24 protein-coding genes and 5 tRNA genes are annotated in these 26516 nt (G+C 68.3%); 20 read left to right on the top strand and 9 right to left on the bottom strand.

Annotated features, from left to right (window positions below):
* The 5 genes from AC1RQF_RS28135 to AC1RQF_RS28115 all read left to right on the top strand — a co-directional run.
* Positions 1 to 1844: extracellular solute-binding protein (locus tag AC1RQF_RS28135; RefSeq protein WP_492873437.1), on the top strand; the 1844-nt coding region annotated here is incomplete at its 5' end.
* A 39-nt stretch (positions 1845 to 1883) separates the two neighbouring features.
* Positions 1884 to 2924: a microcin C ABC transporter permease YejB gene (locus AC1RQF_RS28130; protein ID WP_274002435.1), complete on the top strand. Its 1041-nt coding sequence runs from the start codon at positions 1884 to 1886 to the stop codon at positions 2922 to 2924.
* A 1-nt stretch (position 2925) separates the two neighbouring features.
* Positions 2926 to 4026: an ABC transporter permease gene (locus AC1RQF_RS28125; protein WP_274002437.1), complete on the top strand. Its 1101-nt coding sequence runs from the start codon at positions 2926 to 2928 to the stop codon at positions 4024 to 4026.
* On the top strand, positions 4023 to 5657 hold the full coding sequence (locus tag AC1RQF_RS28120; RefSeq protein WP_274002439.1) for an ABC transporter ATP-binding protein: 1635 nt from the start codon (positions 4023 to 4025) through the stop codon (positions 5655 to 5657). The genes AC1RQF_RS28125 and AC1RQF_RS28120 overlap by 4 nt, the downstream gene beginning before the upstream one ends.
* 116 nt (positions 5658 to 5773) lie before the next feature.
* Positions 5774 to 6454, top strand: a complete 681-nt coding sequence (locus tag AC1RQF_RS28115) for a C40 family peptidase (RefSeq protein WP_274002440.1) — start codon at positions 5774 to 5776, stop codon at positions 6452 to 6454.
* Between the two features lie 104 nt (positions 6455 to 6558).
* Here the strand turns inward: AC1RQF_RS28115 and AC1RQF_RS28110 are convergent, their stop codons facing one another.
* The gene (locus AC1RQF_RS28110; protein ID WP_274002441.1) at positions 6559 to 7488 is read right to left on the bottom strand and encodes a patatin-like phospholipase family protein; all 930 of its coding nucleotides are present in this window, start codon (positions 7486 to 7488) and stop codon (positions 6559 to 6561) included.
* Positions 7489 to 7793: 305 nt separating this feature from the next.
* Between AC1RQF_RS28110 and gltX the strand changes: the two genes are divergently transcribed.
* The 7 genes from gltX (at position 7794) to AC1RQF_RS28075 (ending at position 10672) form a co-directional block, all read left to right on the top strand.
* Positions 7794 to 9194 carry a glutamate--tRNA ligase gene (gene gltX, locus AC1RQF_RS28105; protein ID WP_492873436.1) on the top strand — a complete coding sequence of 467 codons (1401 nt, stop codon included), beginning with the start codon at positions 7794 to 7796 and terminating at the stop codon, positions 9192 to 9194.
* Positions 9195 to 9327: 133 nt separating this feature from the next.
* A tRNA-Ala gene (locus AC1RQF_RS28100) sits at positions 9328 to 9403 on the top strand.
* Positions 9404 to 9543: 140 nt separating this feature from the next.
* Positions 9544 to 9619, top strand: a tRNA-Glu gene (locus AC1RQF_RS28095).
* Between the two features lie 78 nt (positions 9620 to 9697).
* A tRNA-Asp gene (locus tag AC1RQF_RS28090) sits at positions 9698 to 9774 on the top strand.
* 65 nt (positions 9775 to 9839) lie between these two features.
* Positions 9840 to 9915 (top strand) — tRNA-Glu (locus AC1RQF_RS28085).
* 77 nt (positions 9916 to 9992) lie between these two features.
* Positions 9993 to 10069 (top strand) — tRNA-Asp (locus AC1RQF_RS28080).
* Between the two features lie 138 nt (positions 10070 to 10207).
* On the top strand, positions 10208 to 10672 hold the full coding sequence (locus tag AC1RQF_RS28075) for a GNAT family N-acetyltransferase (RefSeq protein WP_274002444.1): 465 nt from the start codon (positions 10208 to 10210) through the stop codon (positions 10670 to 10672).
* On the opposite strand, the gene AC1RQF_RS28070 is transcribed toward AC1RQF_RS28075, so the two are convergent.
* On the bottom strand, positions 10669 to 11520 hold the full coding sequence (locus AC1RQF_RS28070) for an AraC family transcriptional regulator (protein ID WP_274002445.1): 852 nt from the start codon (positions 11518 to 11520) through the stop codon (positions 10669 to 10671). The two genes, AC1RQF_RS28075 and AC1RQF_RS28070, sit on opposite strands and share 4 nt — an antisense overlap.
* A 140-nt stretch (positions 11521 to 11660) precedes the next feature.
* Between AC1RQF_RS28070 and rraA the strand changes: the two genes are divergently transcribed.
* Together rraA and AC1RQF_RS28060 are read left to right on the top strand one after the other, a co-directional pair.
* Positions 11661 to 12155: a ribonuclease E activity regulator RraA gene (gene rraA, locus AC1RQF_RS28065; RefSeq protein WP_274002447.1), complete on the top strand. Its 495-nt coding sequence runs from the start codon at positions 11661 to 11663 to the stop codon at positions 12153 to 12155.
* Between the two features lie 50 nt (positions 12156 to 12205).
* Complete coding sequence (locus AC1RQF_RS28060; protein ID WP_274002448.1) at positions 12206 to 12619, top strand: gamma-glutamylcyclotransferase family protein; 414 nt, start codon at positions 12206 to 12208, stop codon at positions 12617 to 12619.
* Between the two features lie 80 nt (positions 12620 to 12699).
* On the opposite strand, the gene aceB is transcribed toward AC1RQF_RS28060, so the two are convergent.
* Together aceB and AC1RQF_RS28050 are read right to left on the bottom strand one after the other, a co-directional pair.
* Positions 12700 to 14292 carry a malate synthase A gene (gene aceB / locus AC1RQF_RS28055; protein WP_274002449.1) on the bottom strand — a complete coding sequence of 531 codons (1593 nt, stop codon included), beginning with the start codon at positions 14290 to 14292 and terminating at the stop codon, positions 12700 to 12702.
* Positions 14293 to 14360: 68 nt separating this feature from the next.
* Positions 14361 to 15119 carry a haloacid dehalogenase type II gene (locus AC1RQF_RS28050; protein WP_274002451.1) on the bottom strand — a complete coding sequence of 253 codons (759 nt, stop codon included), beginning with the start codon at positions 15117 to 15119 and terminating at the stop codon, positions 14361 to 14363.
* A 159-nt stretch (positions 15120 to 15278) separates the two neighbouring features.
* Here AC1RQF_RS28050 and AC1RQF_RS28045 point away from each other — a divergent pair, with 159 nt between their 5' ends.
* Entirely contained in the window at positions 15279 to 16181 is a 903-nt protein-coding gene (locus AC1RQF_RS28045) for a LysR family transcriptional regulator (RefSeq protein WP_492873435.1), read from the top strand.
* A gap of 156 nt (positions 16182 to 16337) precedes the next feature.
* Positions 16338 to 16772, top strand: coding sequence for a universal stress protein (locus AC1RQF_RS28040; protein ID WP_274002454.1), 435 nt, complete (start codon positions 16338 to 16340; stop codon positions 16770 to 16772).
* A gap of 160 nt (positions 16773 to 16932) precedes the next feature.
* Here AC1RQF_RS28040 and aceA read toward each other — a convergent pair whose 3' ends face one another.
* The 3 genes from aceA to AC1RQF_RS28025 all read right to left on the bottom strand — a co-directional run bounded on the left by aceA (position 16933) and on the right by AC1RQF_RS28025 (position 20921).
* Positions 16933 to 18240, bottom strand: a complete 1308-nt coding sequence (aceA, locus tag AC1RQF_RS28035) for an isocitrate lyase (RefSeq protein ID WP_274002455.1) — start codon at positions 18238 to 18240, stop codon at positions 16933 to 16935.
* A 378-nt stretch (positions 18241 to 18618) separates the two neighbouring features.
* Positions 18619 to 20235, bottom strand: coding sequence for a DEAD/DEAH box helicase (locus AC1RQF_RS28030; protein ID WP_274002456.1), 1617 nt, complete (start codon positions 20233 to 20235; stop codon positions 18619 to 18621).
* Between the two features lie 416 nt (positions 20236 to 20651).
* Positions 20652 to 20921, bottom strand: a complete 270-nt coding sequence (locus AC1RQF_RS28025; protein WP_274002457.1) for an acyl-CoA-binding protein — start codon at positions 20919 to 20921, stop codon at positions 20652 to 20654.
* Between the two features lie 146 nt (positions 20922 to 21067).
* On the opposite strand from AC1RQF_RS28025, the gene tsaB reads away from it, so the two are divergent.
* Genes tsaB through AC1RQF_RS28005 form a run of 4 tightly spaced genes read left to right on the top strand, consistent with a single transcriptional unit; the run spans position 21068 to position 24234 of the window.
* The gene (gene tsaB, locus AC1RQF_RS28020) at positions 21068 to 21835 is read left to right on the top strand and encodes a tRNA (adenosine(37)-N6)-threonylcarbamoyltransferase complex dimerization subunit type 1 TsaB (RefSeq protein ID WP_492873434.1); all 768 of its coding nucleotides are present in this window, start codon (positions 21068 to 21070) and stop codon (positions 21833 to 21835) included.
* Positions 21832 to 22329 (top strand): ribosomal protein S18-alanine N-acetyltransferase, encoded by a 498-nt coding sequence (gene rimI / locus AC1RQF_RS28015; protein ID WP_274002459.1) that lies wholly within the window; start codon positions 21832 to 21834, stop codon positions 22327 to 22329. Before tsaB ends, rimI begins: the two co-directional genes overlap by 4 nt.
* Positions 22316 to 23266 carry a uracil-DNA glycosylase gene (locus tag AC1RQF_RS28010; protein ID WP_274002460.1) on the top strand — a complete coding sequence of 317 codons (951 nt, stop codon included), beginning with the start codon at positions 22316 to 22318 and terminating at the stop codon, positions 23264 to 23266. The genes rimI and AC1RQF_RS28010 overlap by 14 nt, the downstream gene beginning before the upstream one ends.
* Entirely contained in the window at positions 23263 to 24234 is a 972-nt protein-coding gene (locus AC1RQF_RS28005) for a DUF1853 family protein (RefSeq protein ID WP_274002461.1), read from the top strand. The genes AC1RQF_RS28010 and AC1RQF_RS28005 overlap by 4 nt, the downstream gene beginning before the upstream one ends.
* Before the next feature lie 6 nt (positions 24235 to 24240).
* Here the strand turns inward: AC1RQF_RS28005 and thiD are convergent, their stop codons facing one another.
* Positions 24241 to 25050 (bottom strand): bifunctional hydroxymethylpyrimidine kinase/phosphomethylpyrimidine kinase, encoded by an 810-nt coding sequence (gene thiD / locus AC1RQF_RS28000; protein ID WP_492873433.1) that lies wholly within the window; start codon positions 25048 to 25050, stop codon positions 24241 to 24243.
* Between the two features lie 85 nt (positions 25051 to 25135).
* The gene (lplT, locus tag AC1RQF_RS27995; RefSeq protein WP_492873432.1) at positions 25136 to 26443 is read right to left on the bottom strand and encodes a lysophospholipid transporter LplT; all 1308 of its coding nucleotides are present in this window, start codon (positions 26441 to 26443) and stop codon (positions 25136 to 25138) included.
* Positions 26444 to 26516: the final 73 nt, after the last annotated feature.

Here is a 26516-nt window from a genome sequence, read left to right as displayed (position 1 = left end):
CGCCGCGCCGGCTCGCGCGCGCCGCGGCGCTGGCGCTGCTTGCCGCGACGGCGCTGGCCGCGCGGCCGGCGGGCGCCGTCTACGCGATCGCGCAGTACGGCGAGCCGAAATACCCGCCGGGCTTCACGCATTTCGACTACGTGAACCCCGATGCGCCCAAGGGCGGCACGCTGGTGCTCGCCAATCCGAACCGGCTCACCTCGTTCGACAAGTTCAATCCGTACACGATGCGCGGCAATCCGGCGCCCGGCATCGACATGCTGTTCGAGAGCCTCGTCACGGGCAGCAGCGACGAGCCCGCGAGCGCCTACGGATTGCTCGCCGACGACATCGCGATCGCGCCCGACGGGCTGTCCGTCACGTTCCACCTGAATCCGGCCGCGCGCTTCTCGAACGGCGACCCCGTCACGGCGGCGGACGTCGTGTATTCGTTCGACACGCTGAAGAGTCCGCAGGCCGCGCCGCAGTACCCGGCCTATCTGGCGGATCTGTCGCACGCGGTCGCGGTCGATGCGGCCACGGTGCGCTTCGCGTTCCGCCGCCGCGACCGCGAGCTGCCGCTGATCGCGGGCTCGCTGCCGGTGTTCTCGCGCAAGTGGGGGCTGCGGCCGGACGGCACGCGCGTGCCGTTCGACCAGCTCGCGTTCCAGCAGCCGATCGGCAGCGGGCCCTACGTGATCGACCAATACGACAGCGGCCGCACCATCCGCTACAAGCGCAGCCCGAACTACTGGGGCGCGCGGCTGCCGGTGCGGGTCGGCACCAACAACTTCGACCGGATCGTCTACAAGCTGTACGGCGATCCGGTCACGCGCCTCGAAGCCTTCAAGGCCGGCGAGTACGACGTGCTGGTCGAGAACATCGCGCGCAACTGGGTGCGGCGCGACGTCGGCAAGGCGTTCGACAGCGGCGAGCTGATCAAGCGCGAGTTCCGCCAGCACAACGGCGCGGGCATGCAGGGTTTCGTGATGAACCAGCGCCGGCCGATGTTCCGCGACGCGCGGGTGCGTCAGGCGCTCGATCTCGCGCTCGACTTCGAGTGGCTGAACCGGCAGCTGTTCTACGGCGGCTATACGCGCATCGACAGCTTCTTCGCCGACACCGACCTGCAGGCCACCGGCACGCCGGGGCCGGGCGAGCTGGCGATCCTGAATCCGCTGCGCGCGCAGCTGGATCCGGCCGTGTTCGGGCCGATGCCCGTGCAGCCGAACACCAACCCGCCCGGCTCGCTGCGCGCGAACCTGCTGAAGGCGCGCGCGCTGCTGGCGCAGGCCGGCTGGACCTATCGCGACGGCGCGCTGCGCAATGCGAAGGGCGAGCCGTTCGTGTTCGAGATCCTCGATGATTCGGGGTCCTCGGGGCCGGGCTCCACGATGGAAGCGGTGATCAACGCGTATATCCGCAATCTCGCGAAGCTCGGCATCGTCGCGAAGCTGCGGATCGCCGATTACGCGCTGCTGCAAAAGCGTTTCGACAGCTTCGATTTCGACATGACGACGCTGCGCTATCCGGCCGTGCAGGTGCCGGGCAGCGAACAGGCGCTGTATTTCGCGAGCCGCTACGCGGACCAGCCGGGGTCGAGCAACCTGATGGGCGTCAAGTCGCCCGCGCTCGACGCGATCGTGAAGACGCTGTTGCAGGCGCAGACGCGCGAGCAGCTGCTCGACGCGACGCATGCGCTCGACCGCGTGCTGATGCACGGCTATTACGTGGTGCCGCAGTGGTACAGCAACACCCACCGGATCGCTTACAAGCGCACGCTCGCCTATCCGGCGCGCCTGCCGCTGTACTATGCGGCGGAAGGCTGGGTGCCGTCGACCTGGTGGGCGCTGCCCGGCCGCTGATCCACCCGGCCCGTCGCGGGCCGACTATCTGGAACGCCTATGTGGAGCTACATCCTCAAACGCCTGTTGCTGATGATTCCGACGCTGCTCGGCGTGCTGACGATCACCTTCGTCGTGATCCAGTTCGTGCCGGGCGGGCCGGTCGAGCAGGCCGTGCAGGAATTGCGCAAGGGCGCGGAGCAGGGCGGCGCGCACTTCGGGATGCGCGCGTCGACGGGCGTCGACGCGCAGCAGGTCGCGCAGCTGAAGGCGCTCTACGGCTTCGACAAGCCGCCGCTCGAGCGCTACGGGCTGATGCTGTCGCGCTTCGCGCGCTTCGACCTCGGCCAGAGCTATTTCCATCACCAGAGCGTGTGGTCGCTCGTGGTGTCGAAGCTGCCGGTGTCGATCAGCATCGGCGTGTGGACCTTCCTGCTGACCTATCTGCTGTCGGTGCCGCTCGGCATCGCGAAGGCCGTGCGCAACGGTTCCACCTTCGATGTCGCGACGAGCCTCGTGGTGCTGGTCGGCTATGCGATCCCGGGCTTCGTGCTCGGCGTGCTGCTGCTCGTGCTGTTCGGCGGCGGCTCGTTCTGGCAGCTGTTCCCGCTGCGCGGGCTGACCTCGGACAACTTCGCGCAGCTGAGCCTGCTGGGCAAGGTCACCGATTATCTGTGGCACCTGGTGCTGCCGATCACCGCATCGGTGGTCGGCAGCTTCGCGGTGGTCACGATCCTGACCAAGAACGCGTTCCTCGACGAGATCCGCAAGCAATACGTGCTGACCGCGCGCGCGAAAGGGCTGCCCGAGCGCCGCGTGCTGTGGAAGCACGTGTTCCGCAACGCGCTGCTGCCCCTGATCGTCGGCTTTCCGGCCGCGTTCATCGGCGCGTTCTTCTCGGGCAGCCTGCTGATCGAGACGCTGTTCTCGCTCGACGGGCTCGGGCTGCTGTCGTATGAATCGGTGATCCGCCGCGACTATCCGGTCGTGCTGGGCACGCTGTATCTGTTTACGCTGATCGGGCTTGCCACCAAGCTGATTTCCGATCTCTGCTACGTGTGGGTCGACCCGCGCATTCAATTCGAACATCTGGAGCGTTGACTTGAACCGAGCCGCCGCCCCGTCCGCCCGCCTCGACGCCGCGCGCGCGCGGCTGTCGCCGTCGCCCGCCCGGCGCGTGTGGCTGCGTTTCACGCAGCAGCGCCTCGGCTACTGGAGCCTCGTGATCTTCGTCGTGGCGTTCGCGGCCAGCCTCGCCGCGCCGCTCTGGTCGAACGACAAGCCGCTCGTGGTCCGCTACGACGGCCACTATTATTTCCCGCTGCTCAAGGACTATCCGGAAACCGCATTCGGCGGCGATTTCCCGACGCCCGCCGACTATCTCGACCCCTATGTGCGGCGCAAGCTCGAGACGCCCGGCAACTTCGTGCTGTACCCGCCGAACCGCTACTACTACGACACGCTCAACTACTTCTCGACCGTGCCGAATCCGGCGCCGCCGTCGCGCGCCAATTGGCTCGGCACCGACGCGCAGGGCCGCGACCTGCTCGCGCGGCTCGTGTACGGGTTCCGCGTGTCGGTGCTGTTCGGGCTGGCGCTGACCTTCATCGGCACGCTGATCGGCATCGCGACGGGCGCGGTGCAGGGTTATTTCGGCGGCCGCATCGATATCGTCGGGCAGCGCCTGATCGAGATCTGGAGCGCGATGCCGGAGCTGTACCTGCTGATCATCTTCGCGTCGATCTTCGAGCCGAGCTTCCTGCTGCTGCTCGTGCTGCTGTCGCTGTTCGGCTGGATCGGGCTGTCCGACTACGTGCGCGCCGAATGCCTGCGCAACCGCGGCCAGGACTACGTGCGCGCCGCGCGCGCGCTGGGCCTGTCGAACTGGCAGATCATCTGGCGGCACGTGCTGCCGAACAGCATGACGCCCGTGATCACGTTCCTGCCGTTCCGCATGAGCGGCGCGATCCTCGCGCTGACGAGCCTCGATTTCCTCGGGCTCGGCGTGCCGCCGCCCACGCCGAGCCTCGGCGAGCTGCTCGCGCAGGGCAAGGGCAACCTCGACGCCTGGTGGATCTCGCTGTCGACCTTCTGCGTGCTGGTCGCGACGCTGCTGCTCCTGACCTTCATGGGCGACGCGCTGCGCAACGCGCTCGACACGCGCATCGCGGATTCGACGCGCGCGGCCGGAGGCGGGCGATGAGCGCGCGCGTGCGGGACGGCGACGCGACGCCGCTGCTGGCGCTCGAGCGGCTCAGCGTGCGCTTCGGCGACACGCTCGCGGTCGACGACGTGTCGCTCGCGATCGGGCGGGGCGAGCGGGTCGCGCTGGTCGGCGAGTCGGGCTCGGGCAAGAGCGTGACGGCGCTGTCGATCCTGCGGCTCGTGCGGGACGCGCAGACGAGCGGGACGATCCGCTTCGCGGGCGAGGATCTGGCGGACAAGAGCGAGCGGCAGATGCGCGGCCTGCGCGGCGCGGACGTCGCGATGATCTTCCAGGAGCCGATGAGCGCGCTCAATCCGCTGTTTACGATCGGCGAGCAGATCGGCGAGACGATCGAGCAGCACGACGGCGTGAGCCGCGTCGAGGCGCGGCGGCGCGCGGTCGCGCTGCTCGCGCGCACCGGCATCGCCGAGCCGGAGCGGCGCGTGGACAGCTATCCGCACCAGCTGTCGGGCGGCCAGCGCCAGCGCGCGATGATCGCGATGGCGCTCGCGTGCCGGCCGCGCCTCCTGCTCGCGGACGAGCCGACCACCGCGCTCGACGTGACGATCCGCGCGCAGATCGTCGAGCTGCTGCTCGACCTGCAGCGGGAGGCGGCCGAAGCGCGCGGCATGGCGATCCTGCTGATCACGCACGACCTGAACCTCGTGCGGCGCTTCGCGCAGCGGGTCGCGGTGATGGAGAAGGGCAAGCTGGTCGAGAGCGGGCCGGTCGACGCGATCTTCGACGCGCCCGAGCATCCCTATACGCGGCGCCTGCTCGCGAGCCGCCCGCAGCGCGCGGTGATGCCGGTGCTGCCGATCGCGCCGGTGATGCTCGACGCGCGCGAGGTGAGCGTGCGCTTCGCGCAGAAGCAGCCGGGCTTCGCCGGCTGGTTCCGCGCCGGGCGCTTCACGGCGGTCGACGGCGCGAGCGTGGCGGTGCGCCAGGGCGAGACGCTCGGCATCGTCGGCGAGTCGGGTTCCGGCAAGTCGACGCTCGCGATGGCGCTGCTCGGGTTGCAGGCGATCGCGCACGGCGAGATCGAATTCGAGGGGCGCGCGCTCGCGGCCTACCGGGGGCGCGAACAGACCGCGCTGCGGGCGGCGATGCAGGTGGTCTTTCAGGATCCATTCAGTTCGCTTTCGCCGCGACAGACGATCGAGCGGATCGTCGGCGAAGGGCTCGCGTTGCACCGCCCTGAATTGGATGCGGCGACGCGGCGCGAGCAGGTGATCGCGGTGCTGCGCGAAGTCGGGCTCGACCACACCGTGCTGACGCGCTATCCGCATGAGTTTTCGGGCGGCCAGCGGCAGCGCATCGCGATCGCGCGGGCCCTGGTGCTCAAGCCCCGCGTGCTGATCCTCGACGAGCCGACGAGCGCGCTCGACGTGTCGATCCAGCAGCAGGTGCTGAAGCTGCTGGCCGGGCTGCAGCAGAAATACAACCTCGGCTACGTGTTCATCAGCCATGACCTGGACGTGATCGGCGCGATGGCGCACCGGGTCGCGGTGATGCAGGGCGGGGTGATCGTGGAGGCCGGCGATGTGACACAAATATTCACAAAACCGTCGCATCCTTACACGCGAAAGCTGCTGAAAGCGGTGGCGCTCCCGCGGACGCCGCAGTGACGGGCGTGTCCCGGCTAAAAAAGTCCAAATGATTTTGACAAATCAATACTTTGTGGCTAGTATCGACCGAAATTTTCCGCCAATCAGCTGATTTTTAAGCGTAAATCCATCGACCAATGCAGCACCGATATCTGACCCAGGCTTGCACGCGCGTCGTCGCCGGGATGTTCATCGGCGTCCTGATCGCTGCAGCTCCCGGCGCGTTCGCCGACGATGTCAGCAGTTTTAGCCAGAATGCCGCATTCACGCCCCAGTCGGGCTCGGCTTCCTCTTCTTCCTCCCAGCAAAATGCCCAGGCCAGCGCGTCGTCGAGCGACGGCGGTGCGAAGTCGTTCCTGTCCGGCATGGCCGGCAAGGCCGGCGACGTGGTGGTCGGCGCGCTGAACATGATCGGCGTGCGCTACCGCTGGGGCGGCAATTCCCCGGATTCGGGGCTCGATTGCAGCGGCTTCGTGCGCTACGTGTTCCAGGACACGCTCGGCATGTCGCTGCCGCGTCGCGCGGAAGAGATGAGCCGCGTCGGCGAAAAGGTGCGGATGAGCGAGCTGAAGCCGGGCGACCTCGTGTTCTTCAACACGATGCGCCGCACCTTCTCGCACGTCGGCATCTATATCGGCGACAACAAGTTCGTGCACTCGCCGTCGACGGGCAGCACGATCCGCGTCGACGATCTCGACAGCACCTACTGGGAAAAGCGCTTCACGGGCGCGCGCCGGATCGAGACGCAGTTCTCGACCAAGCCCGAGGATCTGCGTCAGCGCGTGAGCGCGACGATCGGCGGCAACGGCGGCAACTGATACCGCCGTGCCCTGCGGTTAGCGCCGCGCTCGGCGCGCCGCTTCCTCGAACCCCGCCTCCGCAAGGACGCGGGGTTTTTGTTTGCGTGAAGCCGGCGCGCGCCTCAGACGCTCGCGCCGCGCGCGGCCGCGAGCTTGCGCTGCAGTTCCGGCATGATCCGGGCCACCGCCTCCTCGCCCGCGAGGATCGCCGCGTTGCGCTGGTTGAAGTCGCTGCCGCCCATCGCCGCGAGGTTCGGGCGGATCACGACGTCCGCATACTTGTCCAGCTCGTAGGTCTTGATCGTCTGGCCCATGATCGTGAAGGTCTGGAGCAGCATCTCGATCGGGTTCTGGGTGGGAGCACCCTCGGGGCGCGACGAGATGTCGACCGCGATCACGAAGTCGGCGCCCATCTTGCGCGCATACGACGCGGGCACCGGGCTCACGAGGCCGCCGTCGACATACTCGCGATCGCCGATCCGCACCGGTTCGAACACCGAGGGTACGCTGCACGACGCGCGCACCGCGAGCCCCGTGTTGCCGCGCTGGAACAGAATCGCCTGGCCGTTCTTGAGGTCGGTCGCGACGACGCCGAGCGGCTTGACCATCTTCTCGATCGGCCGGTTGTTGAGCGTCTTGTTCAGGAAATTCTGCAGCGCGACGCCTTGCAGCAGGCCGCGCGAACGGAACGGAGTGGCCCAGTCGCTGATCGACGATTCGTCCATCGTCAGCGCGAGCTTGTTGATCTGCAGCGCATTCATGCCCGATGCGTAGAGCGCGCCGACCACCGAGCCCGCGCTGGTGCCCGCCACGATCTCGACCGGGATGTTGCGGGCCTCGAGCGCCTTCAGCACGCCGATGTGCGCGAAGCCGCGCGCGGCGCCGCCGCCGAGCGCGATGCCGATCCGCAGCGGCTTCTCGCGCGGCTGCGCGGGCGGCGCGGACGCGGCGTTGTCCGCGGGGCGCTTGTCGCCGAACGAGGTGCAGGCGGCGAGGGTGGCGGACGCGCACGCAAGTGAGAAGGTGCGGCGGGACAGGCGAGGGGACGACATCGGGAAATCTCCGGCTACGCGGCGGGGCGCGGCCCCGCGTCAGGTGTGCGACGGCGCGCGAGGGCGCGGGCCAAGGCGCCGCGCCGGCGGTCGGCCGCGGCGCGCCCATCATAAAGCAAGCGGGCGGCCCCGCGCGAAACCCGCGACGCGTGCGCAACGGGGCCGGCAACGCGTGCGCGGCGGGTATAATTCGTCCTCTTTCCGTTCCGGCTTCGACGCGTGAGCCCGCCCGCACCGGCGGCTCGCGCGCCGATTCCGCGTCGTTTCATTTCACGCGCCGCCAAAAGGCCATCGAGTTACCAGTCATGACCCGTCCTGTACGCACCCGTTTCGCGCCGAGCCCGACCGGCTTCATCCATCTCGGCAACATCCGTTCCGCGCTGTATCCGTGGGCCTTCGCCCGCAAGATGAAGGGCGCCTTCGTGCTGCGGATCGAGGACACCGATCTCGAGCGTTCGAGCGAGGCGTCGGTCGACGCGATCCTCGAGGGCATGAAATGGCTCGAGCTCGATTTCGACGAAGGTCCGTTCTACCAGATGCAGCGGATGGACCGTTACCGCGCGGTGCTGGCCCAGATGCAGGAACAGGGGCTCGTCTATCCGTGCTACATGTCGACCGAGGAACTCGACGCGCTGCGCGAGCGCCAGCGCGAGGCGGGCGAGAAGCCGCGCTACGACGGCACCTGGCGGCCGGAGCCGGGCAAGGTGCTGCCGGCGCCGCCCGCGGGCGTGCAGCCCGTGCTGCGCTTCCGCAATCCGCTGACGGGCGCGGTCGCGTGGGACGACGCGGTGAAGGGGCATATCGAGATCTCCAACGAGGAACTTGACGATCTCGTGATCGCGCGCCCGGACGGCACGCCGACCTACAACTTCTGCGTCGTGGTCGACGACCTGGACATGGGCATCACGCACGTGATCCGCGGCGACGACCACGTGAACAACACGCCGCGCCAGATCAACATCCTGCGGGCGCTCGGCGGCGAGGTGCCGGTCTACGCGCATCTGCCGACCGTGCTGAACGAGCAGGGTGAGAAGATGAGCAAGCGGCACGGCGCGATGAGCGTGACGGGCTATCGCGACGACGGTTACCTGCCGGAAGCGGTGCTCAACTATCTCGCGCGGCTCGGCTGGTCGCACGGCGACGCGGAGATCTTCTCGCGCGAGCAGTTCGTGGAATGGTTCGATCTCGAGCATCTGGGCAAGTCGCCCGCGCAGTACGACCACAACAAGCTGAACTGGCTCAACAACCACTACATCAAGCAGGCCGACAACGGGCGGCTCGCGACGCTGGCGCAGCCGTTCCTCGCGGCGCTCGGCGTCGATGCGGCGACGGGCCCGGATCTCGTGGGCGTGGTCGGCTTGATGAAGGATCGCGCGTCGACGGTCAAGGAGATCGCGGAGGGCGCGGCGATGTTCTACCGCACGCCCGCGCCCGATGCGGAGGCGCTCGCGCAGCACGTGACGGACGCGGTGCGTCCGGCGCTGGCGGAGCTGGCCGGCGCGCTGAAGGGCGTCGAATGGACCAAGGAAGCGATCGCGGCCGCGTTGAAGGCGACGCTCGCCGCGCACGGGCTCAAGATGCCGCAGCTCGCGATGCCGGTGCGCCTGCTGGTGGCGGGCACCACGCATACGCCGTCGATCGACGCGGTGCTGATGCTGTTCGGCCGTGACGCGGTGGTCGCGCGTCTCGAGAACGGGGCCGCGTGAGTCCCGGATCCGGCGCCCGGAAGGGCGTCGGATCTTGCGTGAAACGAGCGCATGCAAAAAATGATGCTCGAATCACAAATAGGGTATTTACAAACCTCGAAACCGCCTCTACAATCTCGTTTCTGTTCTGCAAGGGGGTATAGCTCAGCTGGGAGAGCGCTTGCATGGCATGCAAGAGGTCAGCGGTTCGATCCCGCTTACCTCCACCACCAGAACAGAATGAAGTTTGCGAAGCAGAGTGTGAAAAATTGCTTCACAAATGATTTAAAAGAAGTTAGAATCTCGTTCTCTGCTGTTGACGAAAGTTAATGGCAAGAACCAAGCAGTAAGACAAATCTGTAAAGATTATGTCCCCTTCGTCTAGAGGCCTAGGACATCACCCTTTCACGGTGAGTACAGGGGTTCGAATCCCCTAGGGGACGCCAGGATACAGCGGCGTTTCATTCGAAGCGAAGCAAGCTTGCAGGAGCTTAACCAACGCCTGCGAGTAGTAGTAAAAAGCTGGAGCGGTAGTTCAGTTGGTTAGAATACCGGCCTGTCACGCCGGGGGTCGCGGGTTCGAGTCCCGTCCGCTCCGCCAGATCGAAGCCCGTTCAGGCTGCATATATGAACGGGCTTTTGCGTTAAAGGTGTAAGCAGTACGTTGTCCCCTTCGTCTAGAGGCCTAGGACATCACCCTTTCACGGTGAGTACAGGGGTTCGAATCCCCTAGGGGACGCCAGATACAGCGGCGTTTCGTCGGAAACGAAGCAAGCTTGCAGGAGCTTAACCAATGCCTGCGAGTAGTAGTGAAAAGCTGGAGCGGTAGTTCAGTTGGTTAGAATACCGGCCTGTCACGCCGGGGGTCGCGGGTTCGAGTCCCGTCCGCTCCGCCAGATCAAAGCCCGTTCAGGAATGCCTGAACGGGCTTTTTGTTTTTGCGGCGCGAAAAGCCCCTCCGTGCAAACCGGCATTGCATCGCGATCGGGCTGCGCTATCGTGGCGGTCATGATGTGTTTTCCGGCCTGTCATCCATGCTCGATCCGACCGATGTCCGCTTGTTGTATCAGCTGCGCCCCGCCGAGGCGGATGATTTTCCGTTTGCCGAGGCGCTCACGCACCGCAACATGGGCGCGTATTACCGGCGCCACGGTCTCGAATGGCGCACGGACCTCTTTTTCGCCAGTTGGCGCGATTCGGAGAATTTCATTCTCGAACTCGAGGGCGAGCGGATCGGGGTCCTGAGGGTGACCGAGGAGGGGGCGTCGCTGCATATCCGCGACGTGCAGATCGCGCAGGGCCACCGGCAGCACGGCGCGGGCACCTATCTGCTCGACGCCGCGCATCGCTGGGCGAAGGCGCGCGGGCTCAGCGAGACCCAGCTGCGGGTGTTCGTCGACAACCCGGCCGCGCGCCTCTATCTGCGCATGGGCTACCGGCTGGCCGGCTCGCGGCTCGCGCAGCTCGGCTCGATCCGCCACATGGTGCGGCCGGTCTAGGCGCGCGCGTCGCGCTCGACCTCGGCCTTGCCCGCGCGCGGATCGGCGCCGCGCTGCATGAAGGCGCGCGGGCTCGCTCCGAATGCGCGCCGGAACATCGCCGAGAACGCGCTCTGACTGCGATAGCCGAGTTCGCGCGCCACCTGCGACAGCGGGCGACCCTGGTTGAGCAGCGGAATCGCGCGCGCGAGCAGCGCCTGCTGGCGCCACTGCGAAAAGCTCACGCCCAACTCCTGACGGAACAGCCGCGCGATGGTGCGCGTGCTTGCGCCCACGCCGGCCGCCCAGTATTCGAGCGATTCGCCGTGCGCGGGCTGCGCGAGCACCGCCTCGCACAGCGCGCGCAGGCGTTTCTCGGTGGGCATCGGCACCGCGAGCGGCAGCGGTTCGGCCTGAGTCAGCTCGTCGAGCACGAGCGAAGACAGCAGCGTCTCGCGCGCGGCGCTCGCGGGCCGCGCCTCCAGCGCGCCGATCAACTCGCGCAGCAGCCCCGACACCTCGACCACCCGGCACGCATCGAGCCCGTCCGGCACCGCCGATTCGTCGATATAGAGCGTGCGCAGGTAGGCGTCCTCGACGATCACCACTTCGTGCGTGACGCGCGGCGGCACCCAGATCGCGCGCGAGGGCGGCACCATCCAGGTGGTGCTGGCCGTCGCGATCCGCAACACGCCGCGCGAGGCGTAGGCGACCTGCGCCCAGGCATGGGTATGCAGCGGAATGCGCACGCCCGCGGCCACCGGCCGCGCGCGTACGCACATCGGATGCGCAGGCGTGGGCGTGAACTCGGGAGGAATCTCGATGATGGTGGGCGCGGCGCTCGCGCGCGGGGGAACGGATGGGCTCATGGGCGATCGAAGTCGGTGCGGCATGCGACGGGTGTCTCACGCCTATTGTAGGGGCCCTGGACCTTGCGTTGCTGCGGGATTTTTTCGGCCGATAATGTCACGACCGGAATTGTTGACCCACCAGGACAGGAGACCCCGAGATGACGTTCGCCACCACCGATCTCTGCGACGCGCACGAGGACCGGCTCGCCGACGGCACGCTGCGCGTGCTCGAACCCGTATTCCGTCCGTTCGGCCGCGCCGCATCGTTCAGCGGCCCGGCCGCGACGCTCAAGCTGTTCGAGGACAACACGCTGGTGCGCAAGGCGCTGGAACAGGACGGCGGCGGGCGCGTGCTCGTCGTCGACGGCGGTGGCAGCACGCGCTGCGCGCTCGTGGGCGGCAACCTCGGCGTGCTGGCCGAGCGCAACCGCTGGGCCGGCGTGGTCGTATACGGTTGCGTGCGCGACACGCAGGAGTTGGCCGTGTGCAACGTCGGCATCGTCGCGCTGGCCGCGCATCCGCGCCGGAGCGACCGGCGCGGCGAGGGCGTGGCCGACGTGCCGGTCTCCGTGCTGGGCGCCCGCATCGCGCCCGGCGACTGGATTTACGCGGATGCCGACGGCGTGCTCGTCAGCGATGCGCCGTTGACCTGAGGCGGTGCGTCGCGTCAGGTCGTGTTTCACGTGATGAGGAAGGAGGGGCCATGCGCCATGTATTTGTCTACGGAACCCTGCGCGCGGGGGAGGTCAACGACATCAGCCGCGCCGCCGAGCGGCACGGGATCGCGGCGCCGCAGTTGCTGGGCGCCGCGGCGCTGGCGGGGCGGCTCTACGATCTCGGCCGCTATCCGGGGATGATCGCGACGGAAGGCGGCCCGGATCTCGTCTGGGGCGACGTCTACGCGATCGACGAACGGCTCGTGCCGGTGCTCGACGAGATCGAGCAGGTGTATCCGGGCGACGACGGCTTGTTCGCCGCGCGCGAGGCGTCGGTGCAACTGGGCGGCCGGTGCTACGCCTGCCTGTTCTATCCGGTGGCCGAGCGTGTGGCCGCGGACACGCTGCGCATTGCCTCGGGCGACTGGGTGCAGTATCGACGCGAGCGCGCCGCGGCCTGACGCGGCGCGCTCGCCGGACCATGAAAAAGGCGCCTTGCGGCGCCTTTTTCCGTGGCGGGCCGGGCGGCCCGCGCGATCCGTCAGATCGCTTCGTAGAGCGGCAGCGTCAGGAACTCGGTGAAGTTCTCCGACGTCGACATCTGCTCGAAGATCGCGGCCGCGCGCTCGTACGGCTGCGTGTCGCCCACGACGACCTGCTTCACGTTGCCGAGCTCGACCTTTGCGTACTCGCGCACGAGATCCGCGGTGACCTTGCGGCCGTCGTCGAGCACGCCCTTCGGCGAGCGGATCCATTGCCACACCTGCGAACGCGAGATCTCGGCCGTGGCCGCGTCCTCCATCAGGTTGTGGATCGGCACGCAGCCGTTGCCCGCAAGCCAGGAGCCGAGGTAGTGGATGCCGACGTTGATGTTGTTGCGCAGGCCGGCCTCGGTGATCGGCGCTTCCGGCTGGAAGTCGAGCAGGTTCTTGCCCTCGATCTTCACGTCGTCGCGCTGCTTGCCGATCTGGTTCGGCTTGTCGCCGAGCACCTTGACGAACTCCTCCATCGCGAGCGGCACGAGGCCCGGGTGCGCGACCCAGCCGCCGTCGTAGCCGTCGGTCGCGTCGCGCGCCTTGTCGGCGCGCACGCCGGCCATCGCCTTGTCGTTCGCTTCCGGATCGTTCTTGATCGGGATCAGTGCGCTCATGCCGCCGATCGCGGGCGCGTTGCGCTTGTGGCAGGTCTTGAGCAGCAGCAGCGCGTAGGCGCGCATGAACGGCACCGTCATCGTGATCTTCGCGCGGTCGGCGAGGCAGAAATCACGGTCGTTCCTGAACTTCTTGATCGCCGAGAAGATGTAGTCCCAGCGGCCCGCGTTCAGGCCCGAGCTGTGCTCGCGCAGTTCGTACAGGATTTCGTCCATCTCGAACGCGGCGAGGATCGTCTCGATCAGCACCGTCGCGCGGATCGTGCCGCGCGGGATCCCGACCGCTTCCTGCGCGGCGACGAAGATCTCGTTCCACAGGCGCGCCTCGAGGTGGCTTTCCATCTTCGGCAGATAGAAGTACGGGCCCGAGCCGCGCGCGATCAGTTCCTTCGCGTTGTGGAGCAGGTACAGCGCGAAGTCGAAGATGCCGCCCGACACGCGTTGGCCGTCGACCGTCACGTGCTTCTCGTCGAGATGCCAGCCGCGCGGGCGCACGATCAGCGTCGCGATCGTGTCGTTGAGCCGGTACGACTTGCCGTTCTGCTCGAGCGAGATCGTGCGGCGCACCGCGTCGCGCAGGTTGATCTGGCCGTCGATCTGGTTGGTCCAGCTCGGCGCGTTCGAATCCTCGAAGTCCGTCATGTACGAGTCCGCGCCCGAGTTCAGCGCGTTGATGATCATCTTGCGCTCGACCGGACCGGTGATTTCCACGCGGCGGCACTGCAGGTCGGCGGGCAGCGGCGCGACCTGCCAGTCGGCGTCGCGCACCGCCTGGGTGGCGGCGAGGAAGTCCGGACGTTCGCCCGCGTCGAGACGCTGGGTGCGTTCGGCGCGCGCCTTCAGGAGGGCCTGGCGGCGCGGCTCGAAGGCGCGGTGCAGCTGCGCGACGAGTTCGAGCGCCTCGGGCGTCAGGATCGCGTCGTAGCCGGGCTTCAGTTCGCCCGTGATCGCCATGCCTTGCGGCAGCTTCAGCGTAATGCTCATGTGTCTCTCCTTGGTCGGTCAGTTGCGGTTTGCGGTAAAGGGTTGGGAATGGGGGCAGTCCTGCCGGCTCACGCGCCCGGGCTGGGGCGCGGCCGGCCGGCCGGTCTGCCGGCGGGAGCCGGGGCGGCGAGGAAGGCGAGCAGGTCGGCCATGCCGGGGCCGCTGCCGTCGGGCGGCGCGTCGAGTTCCTCGAACGGCGCGCCCGCGCGATTGAGCCAGAACGTCGTATAGCCGAACCAGCCGGCGCCTGCGGCGTCCCAGCCGTTCGACGAGACGAACACGATCTCGCGCGGCGCGGCGTCGAAGGCCGCGGTGCCGAGCGCGTAGGCGAGCGGCGACGGCTTGTACGCGCGCACCGCGTCCACCGACAGCACACGGTCGAACAGGCCGTTCATGCCGGCGCTCTTCACCGCGATGTCGAGCATGCGCGGGTCGCCGTTCGACAGGATCGCGAGGCGCGGCTGCGCCGGCAGCGCGCGCAGCGCACGCAACGCGGGCACGGTGTCGGGATGGGTCGACAGGCACGCGTAGTCGTCGAGCAGGCGCTTTTCAGCCGCGCCCGACAGCGTGAGGCCGAGCGCGCGCGCGGCGAAGCGCAGCGCGTCGCGCGTGATGTCCCAGAACGGCCGGTAACGGGCGCCGCCCGGGTCGGCGAGCGTGCGCAGCTGGGTGTATTCGATCTGCTTGCGCCGCCACAGCTGCGACAGCCGCTCGCCGTGGCCGGGGTACAGCTGCTCCGCCGCGGCGACGACCGCGTGCACGTCGAACAGCGTGCCGTACGCGTCGAACAGGATGGCCTTCGGGGAGAGTGTCGTTGTGGCCGACATAGCCTTGCGCTCCGTGATCAGAGGTCAGGGTTGATTGTATTGGTGATGGACTGAGATAAAAAAGACGCTAATCATCACTTGATCTTTTACTTTCATATACCTAATCTAGCGCGTCATCGCTGACTTCTTCACGGACGGCGTATACCGTTCATTCGCCGCATGGATCGTTTCAAGCAAATCGAAACCTTCGCCGCCGTGGCCGCGAAGGGCAGCCTGTCGGCCGCCGCGCACGCCGAGGGCGTCGCGCCGGCGATCATCGGACGCCGGCTCGACGCGCTTGAAGAGCGGCTCGGCGTGAAGCTGCTGGTGCGCACGACCCGCAAGCTGACGCTGACCTTCGAAGGCTCGGCGTTCCTCGAGGATTGCCAGCGCATCATCCACGACATGCAGAACGCGGAGGCGAGCGTGTCGGCGGGCGGCGTCAAGGCGAGCGGGCATCTGCGGGTGTCGGCGCCGGCGGGGTTCGGGCGCCGGCACGTCGCGCCGCTCGCGCCCGATTTCACCGCCGCGCACCCGGACGTGTCGATCACGCTCGATCTGTCCGATCGCATGGTCGATCTCGTCAACGAAGGCTTCGACTGCGCGGTGCGGCTCGGCGAGCTGCCCGATTCGTCGCTCGTGTCGCTCAAGCTCGGCGAGAACCGCCGGGTCTGCGTCGGTTCGCCGGCGTACCTGGCGCGCACCGGCACCCCGGCGACGCTCGCGGAACTGCCGCGCCACAACTGCCTCGCGCTCGCCGCGAACGCGAACCAGCAGCGTGGCTGGACCTTTCAGGAGGACGGCAAGATCGTGTCGATCCGCGTGGCCGGCACCATGGAGTGCTCGGACGGCGCGGTGCTGCACGAATGGTGCCTCGACGGCCACGGCCTCGCGTGGCGCTCGTGGTGGGAAGTCGGCGCGGACATCGCCGCGGGCCGTCTCGTCACCGTGCTCGACGCCTTCGCGGCGCCGCCGATCGGCATACACGCGGTGTTCCCGCAGCGCCGCCATCTGCCGTTGAGGGTGCGGCTGTTCCTCGATTTTCTGAAGCATACGTACGAACAACCGGGCTATTGGGGTTGAGTCCGGCGCCGGCGCGCGTTTCCGATATGAGGGCGAACCCTCTGGCGCGGCCGACGGCCGGCTTTCGCGCACTACAATCAAGCTAGGCAGGGTGCCCGGCGGCGCGACGCGCGCGATTGCCGCGCGGGCGCTGTGTTGCCGCCGACGGAGGCCGCCATGTTCAAGCACATCCTGGTTCCGACCGATGGATCCGATCTGTCGAAGAAGGCGATCGACGGTGCGATCGATCTCGCGCGGACGGTCCGCGCGCGCGTGACCGCCTATGCGTGTCTGCCGCAATATCCGTACTCGCCGTTCTCCGAGGTGGTGATCGAGCCGCCCGCCGATTTTCGCGAACGCAGCGAACGCGAGGCGCGCACGCATCTCGACGAGGTCGAGGCCGCGGCGCGGCAGGCGGGGGTGGTGTTCGACAGCTGCACGAGCGTGCATCCGTCGCCTTACCTCGGCATCATCGAGGCGGCGGAGCGGGGCGGTTGCGACGTGATTTTCATGGCCTCGCACGGCCGGCGCGGGCTGGGCAGCCTGTTGATCGGCAGCGAGACGCAGCGGGTGCTGACCCATACGAAAATCCCGGTGATCGTCTATCGGTAGGGTGCGCGGGACGCGGGCCCGCGCACCAAGCGACGCGCGCCGGGCAAGCCGGCGCGCTGTCCTGCGCGGCGCTCGACGCCGCCGCGCGCGGCCTGCCTCGCGGTGCGCGGCAGGCCCATCTTCTCCCTGATCGCCAGTTTCGCGAGCGCGCCGCGCCGCGTTACGCGACCTTCTTGCCGTCGAAGAACTGTTCGTCTTCGGTCGAGCCGTGCAGCGCGGTGGTCGACGCGTCGCGCTCGACCGTCTGCGTGACGGCGTCGAAGTAGCCGGTGCCGACTTCGCGCTGGTGCTTGACCGCGGTGAAGCCCTTGTCGGCGGCGGCGAACTCGGCCTGCTGCAGTTCGACGAACGCGCTCATCTGGGTGCGGGCATAGCCGTGCGCGAGGTTGAACATCGAATAGTTCAGCGCATGGAAGCCGGCCAGCGTGATGAACTGGAACTTGTAGCCCATCGCGCCGAGTTCCTTCTGGAACTTCGCGATCGTCGCGTCGTCGAGGTTCTTCTTCCAGTTGAACGACGGCGAGCAGTTGTAGGACAGCAGCTTGCCCGGGAACTGCTTGTGGATCGCCTCGGCGAACTGCTTCGCGTACTCGAGGTCCGGCTTGCCGGTTTCGCACCAGATCAGGTCGGCGTACGGCGCGTACGCGAGGCCGCGCGAGATCGCCTGGCCGAGGCCCGGCTGGGTGCGGAAGAAGCCTTCGACGGTGCGCTCGCCGGTCAGGAACGGCTTGTCGTTGTCGTCGATGTCCGAGGTGATCAGGTCGGCCGCTTCGGCGTCGGTGCGCGCGACCAGCACGGTCGGCGTGCCCGACACGTCGGCCGCGAGACGCGCCGCGGTCAGTTTGGCGACGGCTTCGCGGGTCGGCACGAGCACTTTGCCGCCCATGTGGCCGCACTTCTTCACGGAGGCGAGCTGGTCTTCGAAGTGGACGCCCGACGCGCCGGCCTCGATCATCGCCTTCATCAGTTCGAACGCATTCAGCACGCCGCCGAAGCCGGCCTCGGCGTCCGCGACGATCGGCGCGAAGAAGTCGACGTAGCCCTCGTCGCCCGGGTTCTTGCCTTCCGACCACTGGATCTGGTCGGCGCGGGTCAGCGTGTTGTTGATGCGCTTGACGACCTGCGGCACCGAGTTCGCCGGATAGAGCGACTGGTCCGGATACATTTCTCCGGCGAGATTCGCGTCGCCCGCGACTTGCCAGCCCGACAGGTAGATCGCCTTGAGCCCGGCCTTGACCTGCTGCATGGCCTGGTTGCCGGTCAAGGCGCCGAGCGCGTTGACGAACGGCTCGCTATTGATTTGCGCCCACAGCTTTTCCGCGCCGCGCTTGGCGAGCGTGTGCTCGATCGGGGTGGAGCCGCGCAGGCGCACCACGTCCTCGGCGCTGTAGTTGCGGGTGACGCCCTTCCAGCGCGGGTCGGTGTCCCATTGCTGTTGCAGTTCCTGAACCTGTTGTTGACGCGACATGGTGTGCTCCTTGTGTGGTCGTTGCCTGAAGAAGGGGGGTGCGAATCCGGTGGCCACGAAGCGGCGGGTGGGGCGGAGGCATTCCGTTTCGTGAACTCTTGTATAAGAGTCTAGGCAAATCGACGGAGCGAAGACAGGGCTTGAAGGTGGAACTTCAGAAAAATATAGATGAGTTAAAACAAAGGCTTATATATTGCATTTCATGATGAGGAACGGCCTTTCCCATCCTGCAATCCACATGGTTGTGCCACGCAGCATGCTTTTTACGACACAAAAGATTTTTTCACATCGTGATATTTCGGGCGCGGGCAAAAAAAACCGGCGCCTGGGCGCCGGTTCGGGGAGGGGCGATGCGGGCGCGTGGCCCGCATGCGAGGCTTACGACGCGTTGCCGCGACGCGGGCCGCTGCTGCGGTAACCGCCGCCGCTGCCTTCACGGCGTGCGCCGCCGTAGCCTTCGCGGCTGCCGCCGGCAGGCTTGCCGCCGCCATTGCCCGGCTTGCCGCTCCAGCCGCCGCCGTTGCCGCCGCCGTTGCCGCCGCCATAACCCTGGCCTTGGCGTGCGCCGTAGCCTTCACGGCTGCCGCCCGGCTTGCCGCCGAAGCGTCGACCGCCGTTGCCGCCGCCCGGACGGCCGCGGCTCGGGCCGCGATCGTTGCGCGGGGGCGCCTTGCGCGGCTCGAAACCCTCGACCACGTTGACCGGCAGCGGCGTGCGCACGAAGCGCTCGATGCGCTTGAGCGCGCCCTGTTCGGCGTGGTGCACGAGGCTCACCGCGATGCCCGAGCGCCCGGCGCGGCCGGTACGGCCGATCCGGTGCACGTAGTCTTCCGCGAACTTCGGCAGGTCGTAGTTGAACACGTGCGTGATGCCGGGGATGTCGATCCCGCGCGCCGCGACGTCGGTCGCGACGAGCACGCGCACACGGCGCTCGCGCAGCGCACGGATCGTGCGGTTGCGCGCGCCCTGCGGCAGGTCGCCGTGCAGCGCGGCCGACTCGAAGCCCGCGTCCGCGAGGCGGCCGGCCAGCTGGTCGGCGTCGATCTTGGTCGCCGTGAAGATGATCGCCTGGTCGAGCGCGTCGTCGCGCAGCAGGTGATCGAGCAGGCGATCCTTGTGGTCGCGGTCGTCGACGTAGTGGACGGTCTGCGCGATGTTCGTGCGCGATTCCAGGCGCTGGACGATCTCGATCCGCTCCGGATCCTTGAGCAGGCGGCCCGTCAGCGAACCGATCTTGCCGTCGAGCGTGGCCGAGAACAGCATGGTCTGACGGGTGGCCGGCGTAGCGGCGACGATCGTCTCGATGTCGTCGATGAAGCCCATGTCGAGCATCCGGTCGGCTTCGTCGAGCACCAGCATCTTCAGTTCGGACAGGTCGATACGGCCGCGCTCGAGGTGGTCGAGCAGGCGGCCCGGCGTCGCGACCAGGATTTCCGGGTTCTTCGCGAGCAGCATCAGCTGCTGGCCGTAGGCGACGCCGCCGAGGATGCTGACCGTGCGCAGGCGGCGCAGATGGCGGCCATAGGTCGACGCGGCCGTCGTCACCTGCATCGCGAGTTCGCGGGTCGGCGTCAGCACGAGCAGGCCCGGGCGGGCGACCGGCTGCGGCCGGCGCGCACCACGCGCAGCGCCTTGCGGCTCGCGCGGGGCGCGCGGCTGTTGCGCCAGCTGGGCGAAGCGCTCGATTGCCGGCAGCATGAATGCAGCGGTCTTGCCCGAGCCGGTCGGGCTCGATACCAGCAGGTCGCGGCCGGCGATCCCGGCCGGAATCGCGCGCTCCTGCACGGGCGTCGGCTTGGCGTAGCCGGCGGCTTCCAGTGCCGACACGATTTCCGGCGAAAGGCCGAGCGACGCGAAGGTCGGGCCGCTCGTGTCCGGCGCGGCGTCGGCCGGCGCGGCCTCGACGGGCGCTGCCACGGCGGGCGCGGCGGAGTCGAGGGCAAGCACGTCGTCGACGATCGCGTTCAGCGGGCTGGAGAGGTTGCTCGAAGTCATTAACAATCCTTGATACACACACAGTGGGTGAAACGTCGGCGCCAATCGCGCATACCCAAGTCGTCGGATTGATCGAGCAAATCGGGAAACGAGACATCGTCCGCATGCGGACTGCCATGCGGGCTTTTCGTTAGAAGCTGTTTCGGATGCGGCGCGCCTCCTTGGGCGCTGCCGCCAGCCTGATACAAGACGGCCCGTGGGGCCTAGGCAGGAGGGGACAGGTTCTAAACTGGATTGGAGCTAAACGCTACGGGACGTCAGACAGAAAGGGGCGGTTTCGGGCCGCTTAAGGTGTGACGCAGCGCGCATTATAAGGATTTTTGCTGCGCTGCGCCAGTCCTTTGTTGTGCCGATCGCACCACTTACCAGGGATTTGACTGCGGATAAGGGCAGGTTTCCGGTGCGATCGGTGTGGCTCAGGAGGCCGTGCCGTTCTTCAGCGACTCGACCAGCTCGACGTATTGCTGCTTCGCGGCGTCCTGCGAGGTGCCCTTGAGCGCCTCCCAAGCGTCGTACTTGTACTTGCCGACGATGTCGGTGAAGCCGGGCTTGTCGCCGTGCACGTCGCCGTCGGTGGCCTGCTTGAAGAGCGCATAGAGGCGCAGCAGCGTCAGGTTGCCGGGGCGCTCGGACAGTTGCTTGACGTCTTCCTGGGCCTGGTTGAATTGAACGGTGATGTCGCTCATCGGGTGTCTCCGTAAGGTTTCAAGGTGGGGCGATCTTAGCAAGCGGGGCGCGATGGCGGGTCGAGCGTTTCTTCCAAACCGCGGCGCGCGCGCCGCGCGCCGCGAATCGGGACGGAACGCCTGTGCGGGCGGGGCCTCGCATTACAATGTCGGCCATGACACAAACAGTGCTTCTTGCCATCGACACGTCGACCGAGTTTTGTTCGGTCGCGTTGCTGAGCGCGGCCGCGACGGCCGACGGCTCGTTTTCCTTCCAGACCTGGGTGCGCCACGACGAAACCGGGGCGGTCTCGAGCACGCGGGTGCTGCCCGCCGTGCGCGAGCTGCTCGACGAGGCCGGGCTCACGCTCGCGGCCTGCGCGGCGATCGCGTTCGGCGCGGGGCCGGGTTCGTTTACGGGCTTGCGCACCGCCACGGGCGTCGCGCAGGGGCTCGCGTTCGGGTGTGCGCTGCCGGTCGTGCCGGTCGGCACGCTGCTCGCGTGCGCCGAGCATGCGCGCCTGAACGCGCCGGCGGGCGCCGCGCCCGCACGCGTGCTGGCCGCGCTCGACGCGCGCATGGACGAGGTCTACTGGGCCGATTACGCCTGGGACGAGGCGCGCCAGGATTGGCGCACCGAACACCCGGCGTCGCTCGACGCGCCGTCGGCCGTGCCCGCGCCCGACGCGCCGTTCACGCTGGCCGGCAATGCCGCCGCGGCGTTCGGCGCGCGTCTGCCGGCCGCGTCGCGCGCGCAGGCGATCGATGCGCGCGCGCTGCCGCACGCGCTGCCGATCGCGCATCTCGCCTGGCGCGCGTATCGCGCCGGCCGGGTCGTGCCCGCCGACCAGGCGGCGCCCGACTATGTGCGCGACAAGGTCGCGCAGACCACCGCGGAACGGCTCGCGGCGCGCGCGGGCGGAGGCGGCCGATGAGCGGCGTGTTGCTCGCCGACCGCTACTTGTCGCCGATGACCGACGCCGATCTCGACGAAGTGGTCGCGATCGAACGCGTCGCGTACGAATTTCCGTGGACCCGCGGCAACTTCGAGGATTCGTTGCGCAACGGCTATTTCGGTGTGTGCATGCGGCATGTGACGGGCACGCTCGTCGGCTATTGCGTGCTGATGCCGGTCGTCGACGAGATGCATCTGCTCAATCTGTGCGTCGCGCCTTCGGTGCAGCGCTCGGGCGCGGGTCTCGCGCTGCTGCGCGAAGTGGTGCGGATTTCGCGCGCCGAGCGTCTCGACGGTGTGTTGCTGGAAGTGCGGCCGTCGAATCCGCGCGCGCTGCAGCTGTATGAGCGCTTCGGCTTCGCGACGGTCGGCCGGCGCAAGAATTATTATCCGGCCCGGCTTCACGGCCGGGAGGACGCGATCGTGATGCGTCTTACCTTGACGAACGAAGGAGGCGCGCATGGCGTGGGTTGAGTCGGCACTCGAGGAACTGGGGCTCGCGCCCAGGTGGGTGAGGCGCGGTGCGCGCGCGGAAGGCGACGCGACGACGGCGCAGGCCGCTGTCGCGTCGCCCGGCGCGATCGAGATCGATGCGCGCGCATCGTCCGCGCTCGATGCGGCGCAAGCGCCGCCGCCCGCGCGCAGCGCTTCGCCGGACGCGGACCGGGCGCGCAACGAGGCCGCGCCGCGCGCGGCGCCGGCCGTCGCGCAGGTGTCACCCGACGCGCCCGATGAAGACATGTCGTGGTTCGATCTCGAACCGGGGTTCGAGCCGTCCCTGCCGGGCGCGCCGTCCGACGCCGCCGCGCCGGTCGTGTCCGCGTCGTCGGTGGCGGCGCTCGACTGGGACGCGCTCAGTGCGCGCGTCGCGACCTGCCGGGACTGCAAGCTGTGCGAGAAGCGCACCAACACGGTGTTCGGGGTCGGCGATCGCGAAGCGGACTGGATGCTGGTCGGCGAGGCGCCGGGCGAGAACGAGGACAAGCAGGGCGAGCCGTTCGTCGGCCAGGCGGGCAAGCTGCTCGACAACATGCTGCAGGCGCTGGCGCTCAAGCGGGGCGAGAACGTTTACATCGCGAACGTGATCAAGTGCCGGCCGCCCGGCAATCGCAACCCGGAGCCGGACGAGGTCGCGCGCTGCGAGCCGTACCTGCAGCGTCAGGTCGCGCTCGTGAAGCCGAAGCTGATCGTCGCGCTCGGCCGCTTCGCCGCGCAGACGCTGCTGAAGAGCGACGCGAGCATCGCCTCGCTGCGCGGCCGCGTGCATACGTACGAGGGCGTGCCGGTGATCGTCACCTACCATCCGGCCTATTTGTTGCGCAGCCTGCAGGACAAGTCCAAGGCCTGGGCCGACCTGTGCCTCGCGCGCGACACCTACCAGCGCGCGCCGGCGCCCGCCGGCGACCGATGAGCGCGGCCGCGCCCGCGGGCTGGCGCACGTTGCGCGACCCGGCGGTGCGCGATCTCGGCTGGTTGCTGGAAAGCGCGCCGCTCTTCGCCGCGACGCCGGACGTGCCGCTCGCGCAACCGGCCGCGCCGTCCGCCGGTCCGGCTGCGCTCGGCGCATGGCTCGCGGCGCTCGATCGGCAGCCCGACGCGCTGCATCGAGCGCTCGCGCACGCGCGTCCGACCCGGCTCGGGCGCTACGCGGAAGAACTGATCGGTTTCTTCGCCGCGCATGCGCCCGGCTGGCGTCTGGTCGCGGCGAACCTGCCGCTGCGCAGCCACGGGCGCACGCTCGGCGAATGCGATTTCCTGCTCGAAACGATGGACGGCGCGCGCCTGCACTGGGAACTCGCGGTCAAATGCTATCTGTGCGCGGCGGAGGCGGGGACGGCGGCGCTCGCGGACTTCGTCGGTCCGAATCTCGCCGACCGGTTCGACCTGAAGCGGCGCAAGCTGGTCGAGCACCAGCTGCGGCTGACGCATCTCGCCGCATTCGCCGCGCTGGGCCACGCGGGACCCTGGCAGGCGCAGATGCTGGTGAAGGGCTGGTTGTTCTACCGCGCCGCGCGGGTGGGGCTGGCGTCGCCGGTGAACGACCCGCCGGTGCTGCACGCGGGGCATCCGCGCGGATTCTGGATCACGCACGCCGATTGGCGCGCGTCGCTTCAAGCCGAGGCGCGCGACGCGTCGCGCTGGATCGTGCTGCCGCGTCTTGCATGGCTCGCGCCGCGCCGGATCGAGGCGGCGCAGGCGGAGGCGGAAGGGATGCACGCGTCCGCGTTGCTCGAGCGCGTGAGCGGGCAGGCCGCGCCGTCGCTCGTGGCCGTGCTCGGGCCTGACGCCGAGGGCGCCTGGGTCGAACGCGCGCGCGGCTTCATCGTGCCGGACGCGTGGCCCGGGCAGGCAACGGCATTCGCGGCGGCCGTGCTTTAACGCGCGTCACCACCACGCGTGGAAGTGATGCACCGGGCCGACGCCGTGGCCGATGTCGAGCTGCCCGCTCGCGGCGATCGCCGCGGTCAGGTACTGCTTCGCGTCGCGGATCGCCGGGGCGAGCCCGTCGCGTTGCGGCAGCAGGGCGGCGATCGCCGACGACAGCGTGCAGCCGGTGCCGTGCGTGTTGGCGACGGCCAGGCGCGGGCCGTCGAAGCGCCGCGTGTCGACGGCCCGCACGAGCCAGTCGGGGCTGTCCTGCGTCGCCGGCAGATGGCCGCCTTTCATCAGCACCGCCCGCGCGCCGCGCGCGACGAGCGCCTCGCCCTGGCGCACCATCTCCGCTTCGTCGTGCGCGGGCGCGACGCCGAGCAGCACGGCGGCTTCCGGCAGATTCGGCGTGACCAGGTCCGAGAGCGGCAGCAGCCGGTCGCGCAGCGCCTCCACGGCGTCGGGCGCGAGCAGCGCATGGTTGCTCTTCGAGATCATCACGGTGTCGAGCACCACGTGGCGCGGCCGATAGCGCTCGAGCGCGTCGGCGACCGCGCACGTGATCGCGGCGTTCGCGAGCATGCCGATCTTCACCGTGTCGATGCGGATGTCGCTGAACACCGCGTCGAGCTGGGCGGTGACGAAGCCCGCGTCAGGCGCGTGGACCGCGGTCACGCCGCGGGTGTTCTGCGCGGTGAGCGCGGTGATCACGCTCGCGCCATAGGCGCCGAGCGCCGAGAAGGTCTTGAGGTCGGCCTGGATGCCGGCCCCGCCGCCGGAATCGGAACCGGCGATGGTCAGCGCATGGGGAATGGATCGGGTCATGGATGGGGCGCGCCGGCGCGGGGGCGCGCGGCGCGGTAAAAAGGAACGGGGCGCGCCGAGTGCAGCGGGGGCGCGCGGCGCGGCCTCAGTGTTTCGATTCGCCGATCAGCGCGACCGAGTCGAACTGGCGCTGGTTCGCGACATGGCGGCGCATCACGAGCCACATCGTCAGGCACACGAAGGTGCCGAACAGCACGATCACGATGCCGACCGGCACGTCGAGCCAGACCAGCACCGCATACAGGCACAGCATCACGAGCACCGAGAGGTTCTCGTTGAAGTTCTGCACCGCGATCGAGTGGCCGGCGGACAGCAGCACGTGGCCGCGATGCTGGAGCAGCGCGTTCATCGGCACGACGAAGAAGCCCGACAGCGCGCCCACCACCATCAGGAACACATAGGCGACGATCAGGTGGACGGGCACCCGCAGGTGGCCGAGATGGACGACCCAGTTCGACGGGAACAGGTCGCGCGTGTAGAACGCCATCATCATCACCGCGACGCCCATCATGATGCCGACGGGCAGCACGCTCAGCGACTTGCGCAGCGGGATCCGGCTCGCGGCGACCATCGCGCCGGCCGCCACGCCGATCGCGACCACCGCCTGCAGGATCGCGCCCTCGGACAGCGACATGCCGAGCGACACCTCGGCCCACTTCAGCACGATGAACTGCAGCGTCGCGCCCGCGCCCCAGAACAGCGTCGTGACGGCGAGCGAGATCTGGCCGAGCTTGTCGCGCCAGAGCGTCATGAAACAATCGGCGAAATCGGTGATGAGCTTGATCGGCCCGTGCTCCTGCCGCGGGTAGCGCGCGCCGGTGTCGGGGATCCGCAGATTGAACAGCGCGGCGATCACGTAGATGGCCATGATCACGAGCATCGCCGCCTCGGCGGGCGTGTTGATCGACGGCGGCGTGTGCGCGATCACATGCGCGGCGATGTGCGGGCTGATCAGCGCGCCGCCGAGCACGGTGCCGAGGATGATCGAGCCGACCGTGGTGCCCTCGATCCAGCCGTTGGCGGCGACGAGGCGGTCAGGCGGCAGCAGTTCGGTCAGGATGCCGTACTTGGCGGGCGAGTAGGCGGCCGCGCCGAAGCCGACGATGCCGTACGCGATCAGCGGATGCGCGCCGAACAGCATCACGAGGCAGCCGACCACCTTGATCGAGTTGGTGATGAACATCACGCGCCCCTTCGGACGCGAATCGGCGAACGCGCCGACGAAGGCAGCCAGCACGACGTAGGACAGGACGAAGAACAGCTTGAGCAGCGGTATCATCCAGTTCGGCGCGTGGAGGTCTTTCAGCAGGGCGATTGCGGCGATGAGAAGCGCACTGTCGGCCAGCGACGAGAAAAACTGCGCGGCCATGATGGAGTAAAAACCTTTTTTCATCTGTAGCGATGCTTTCCTCGCTGCGGCTCGGCCGTGGTGGCCGCGCAATCGGACTTATTCCGTTCAAAATGGG

The organism is Burkholderia sp. GW821-FHT14F03 (genome assembly GCF_058803765.1).
This window is presented reverse-complemented; position numbering and strand designations above follow the sequence as displayed.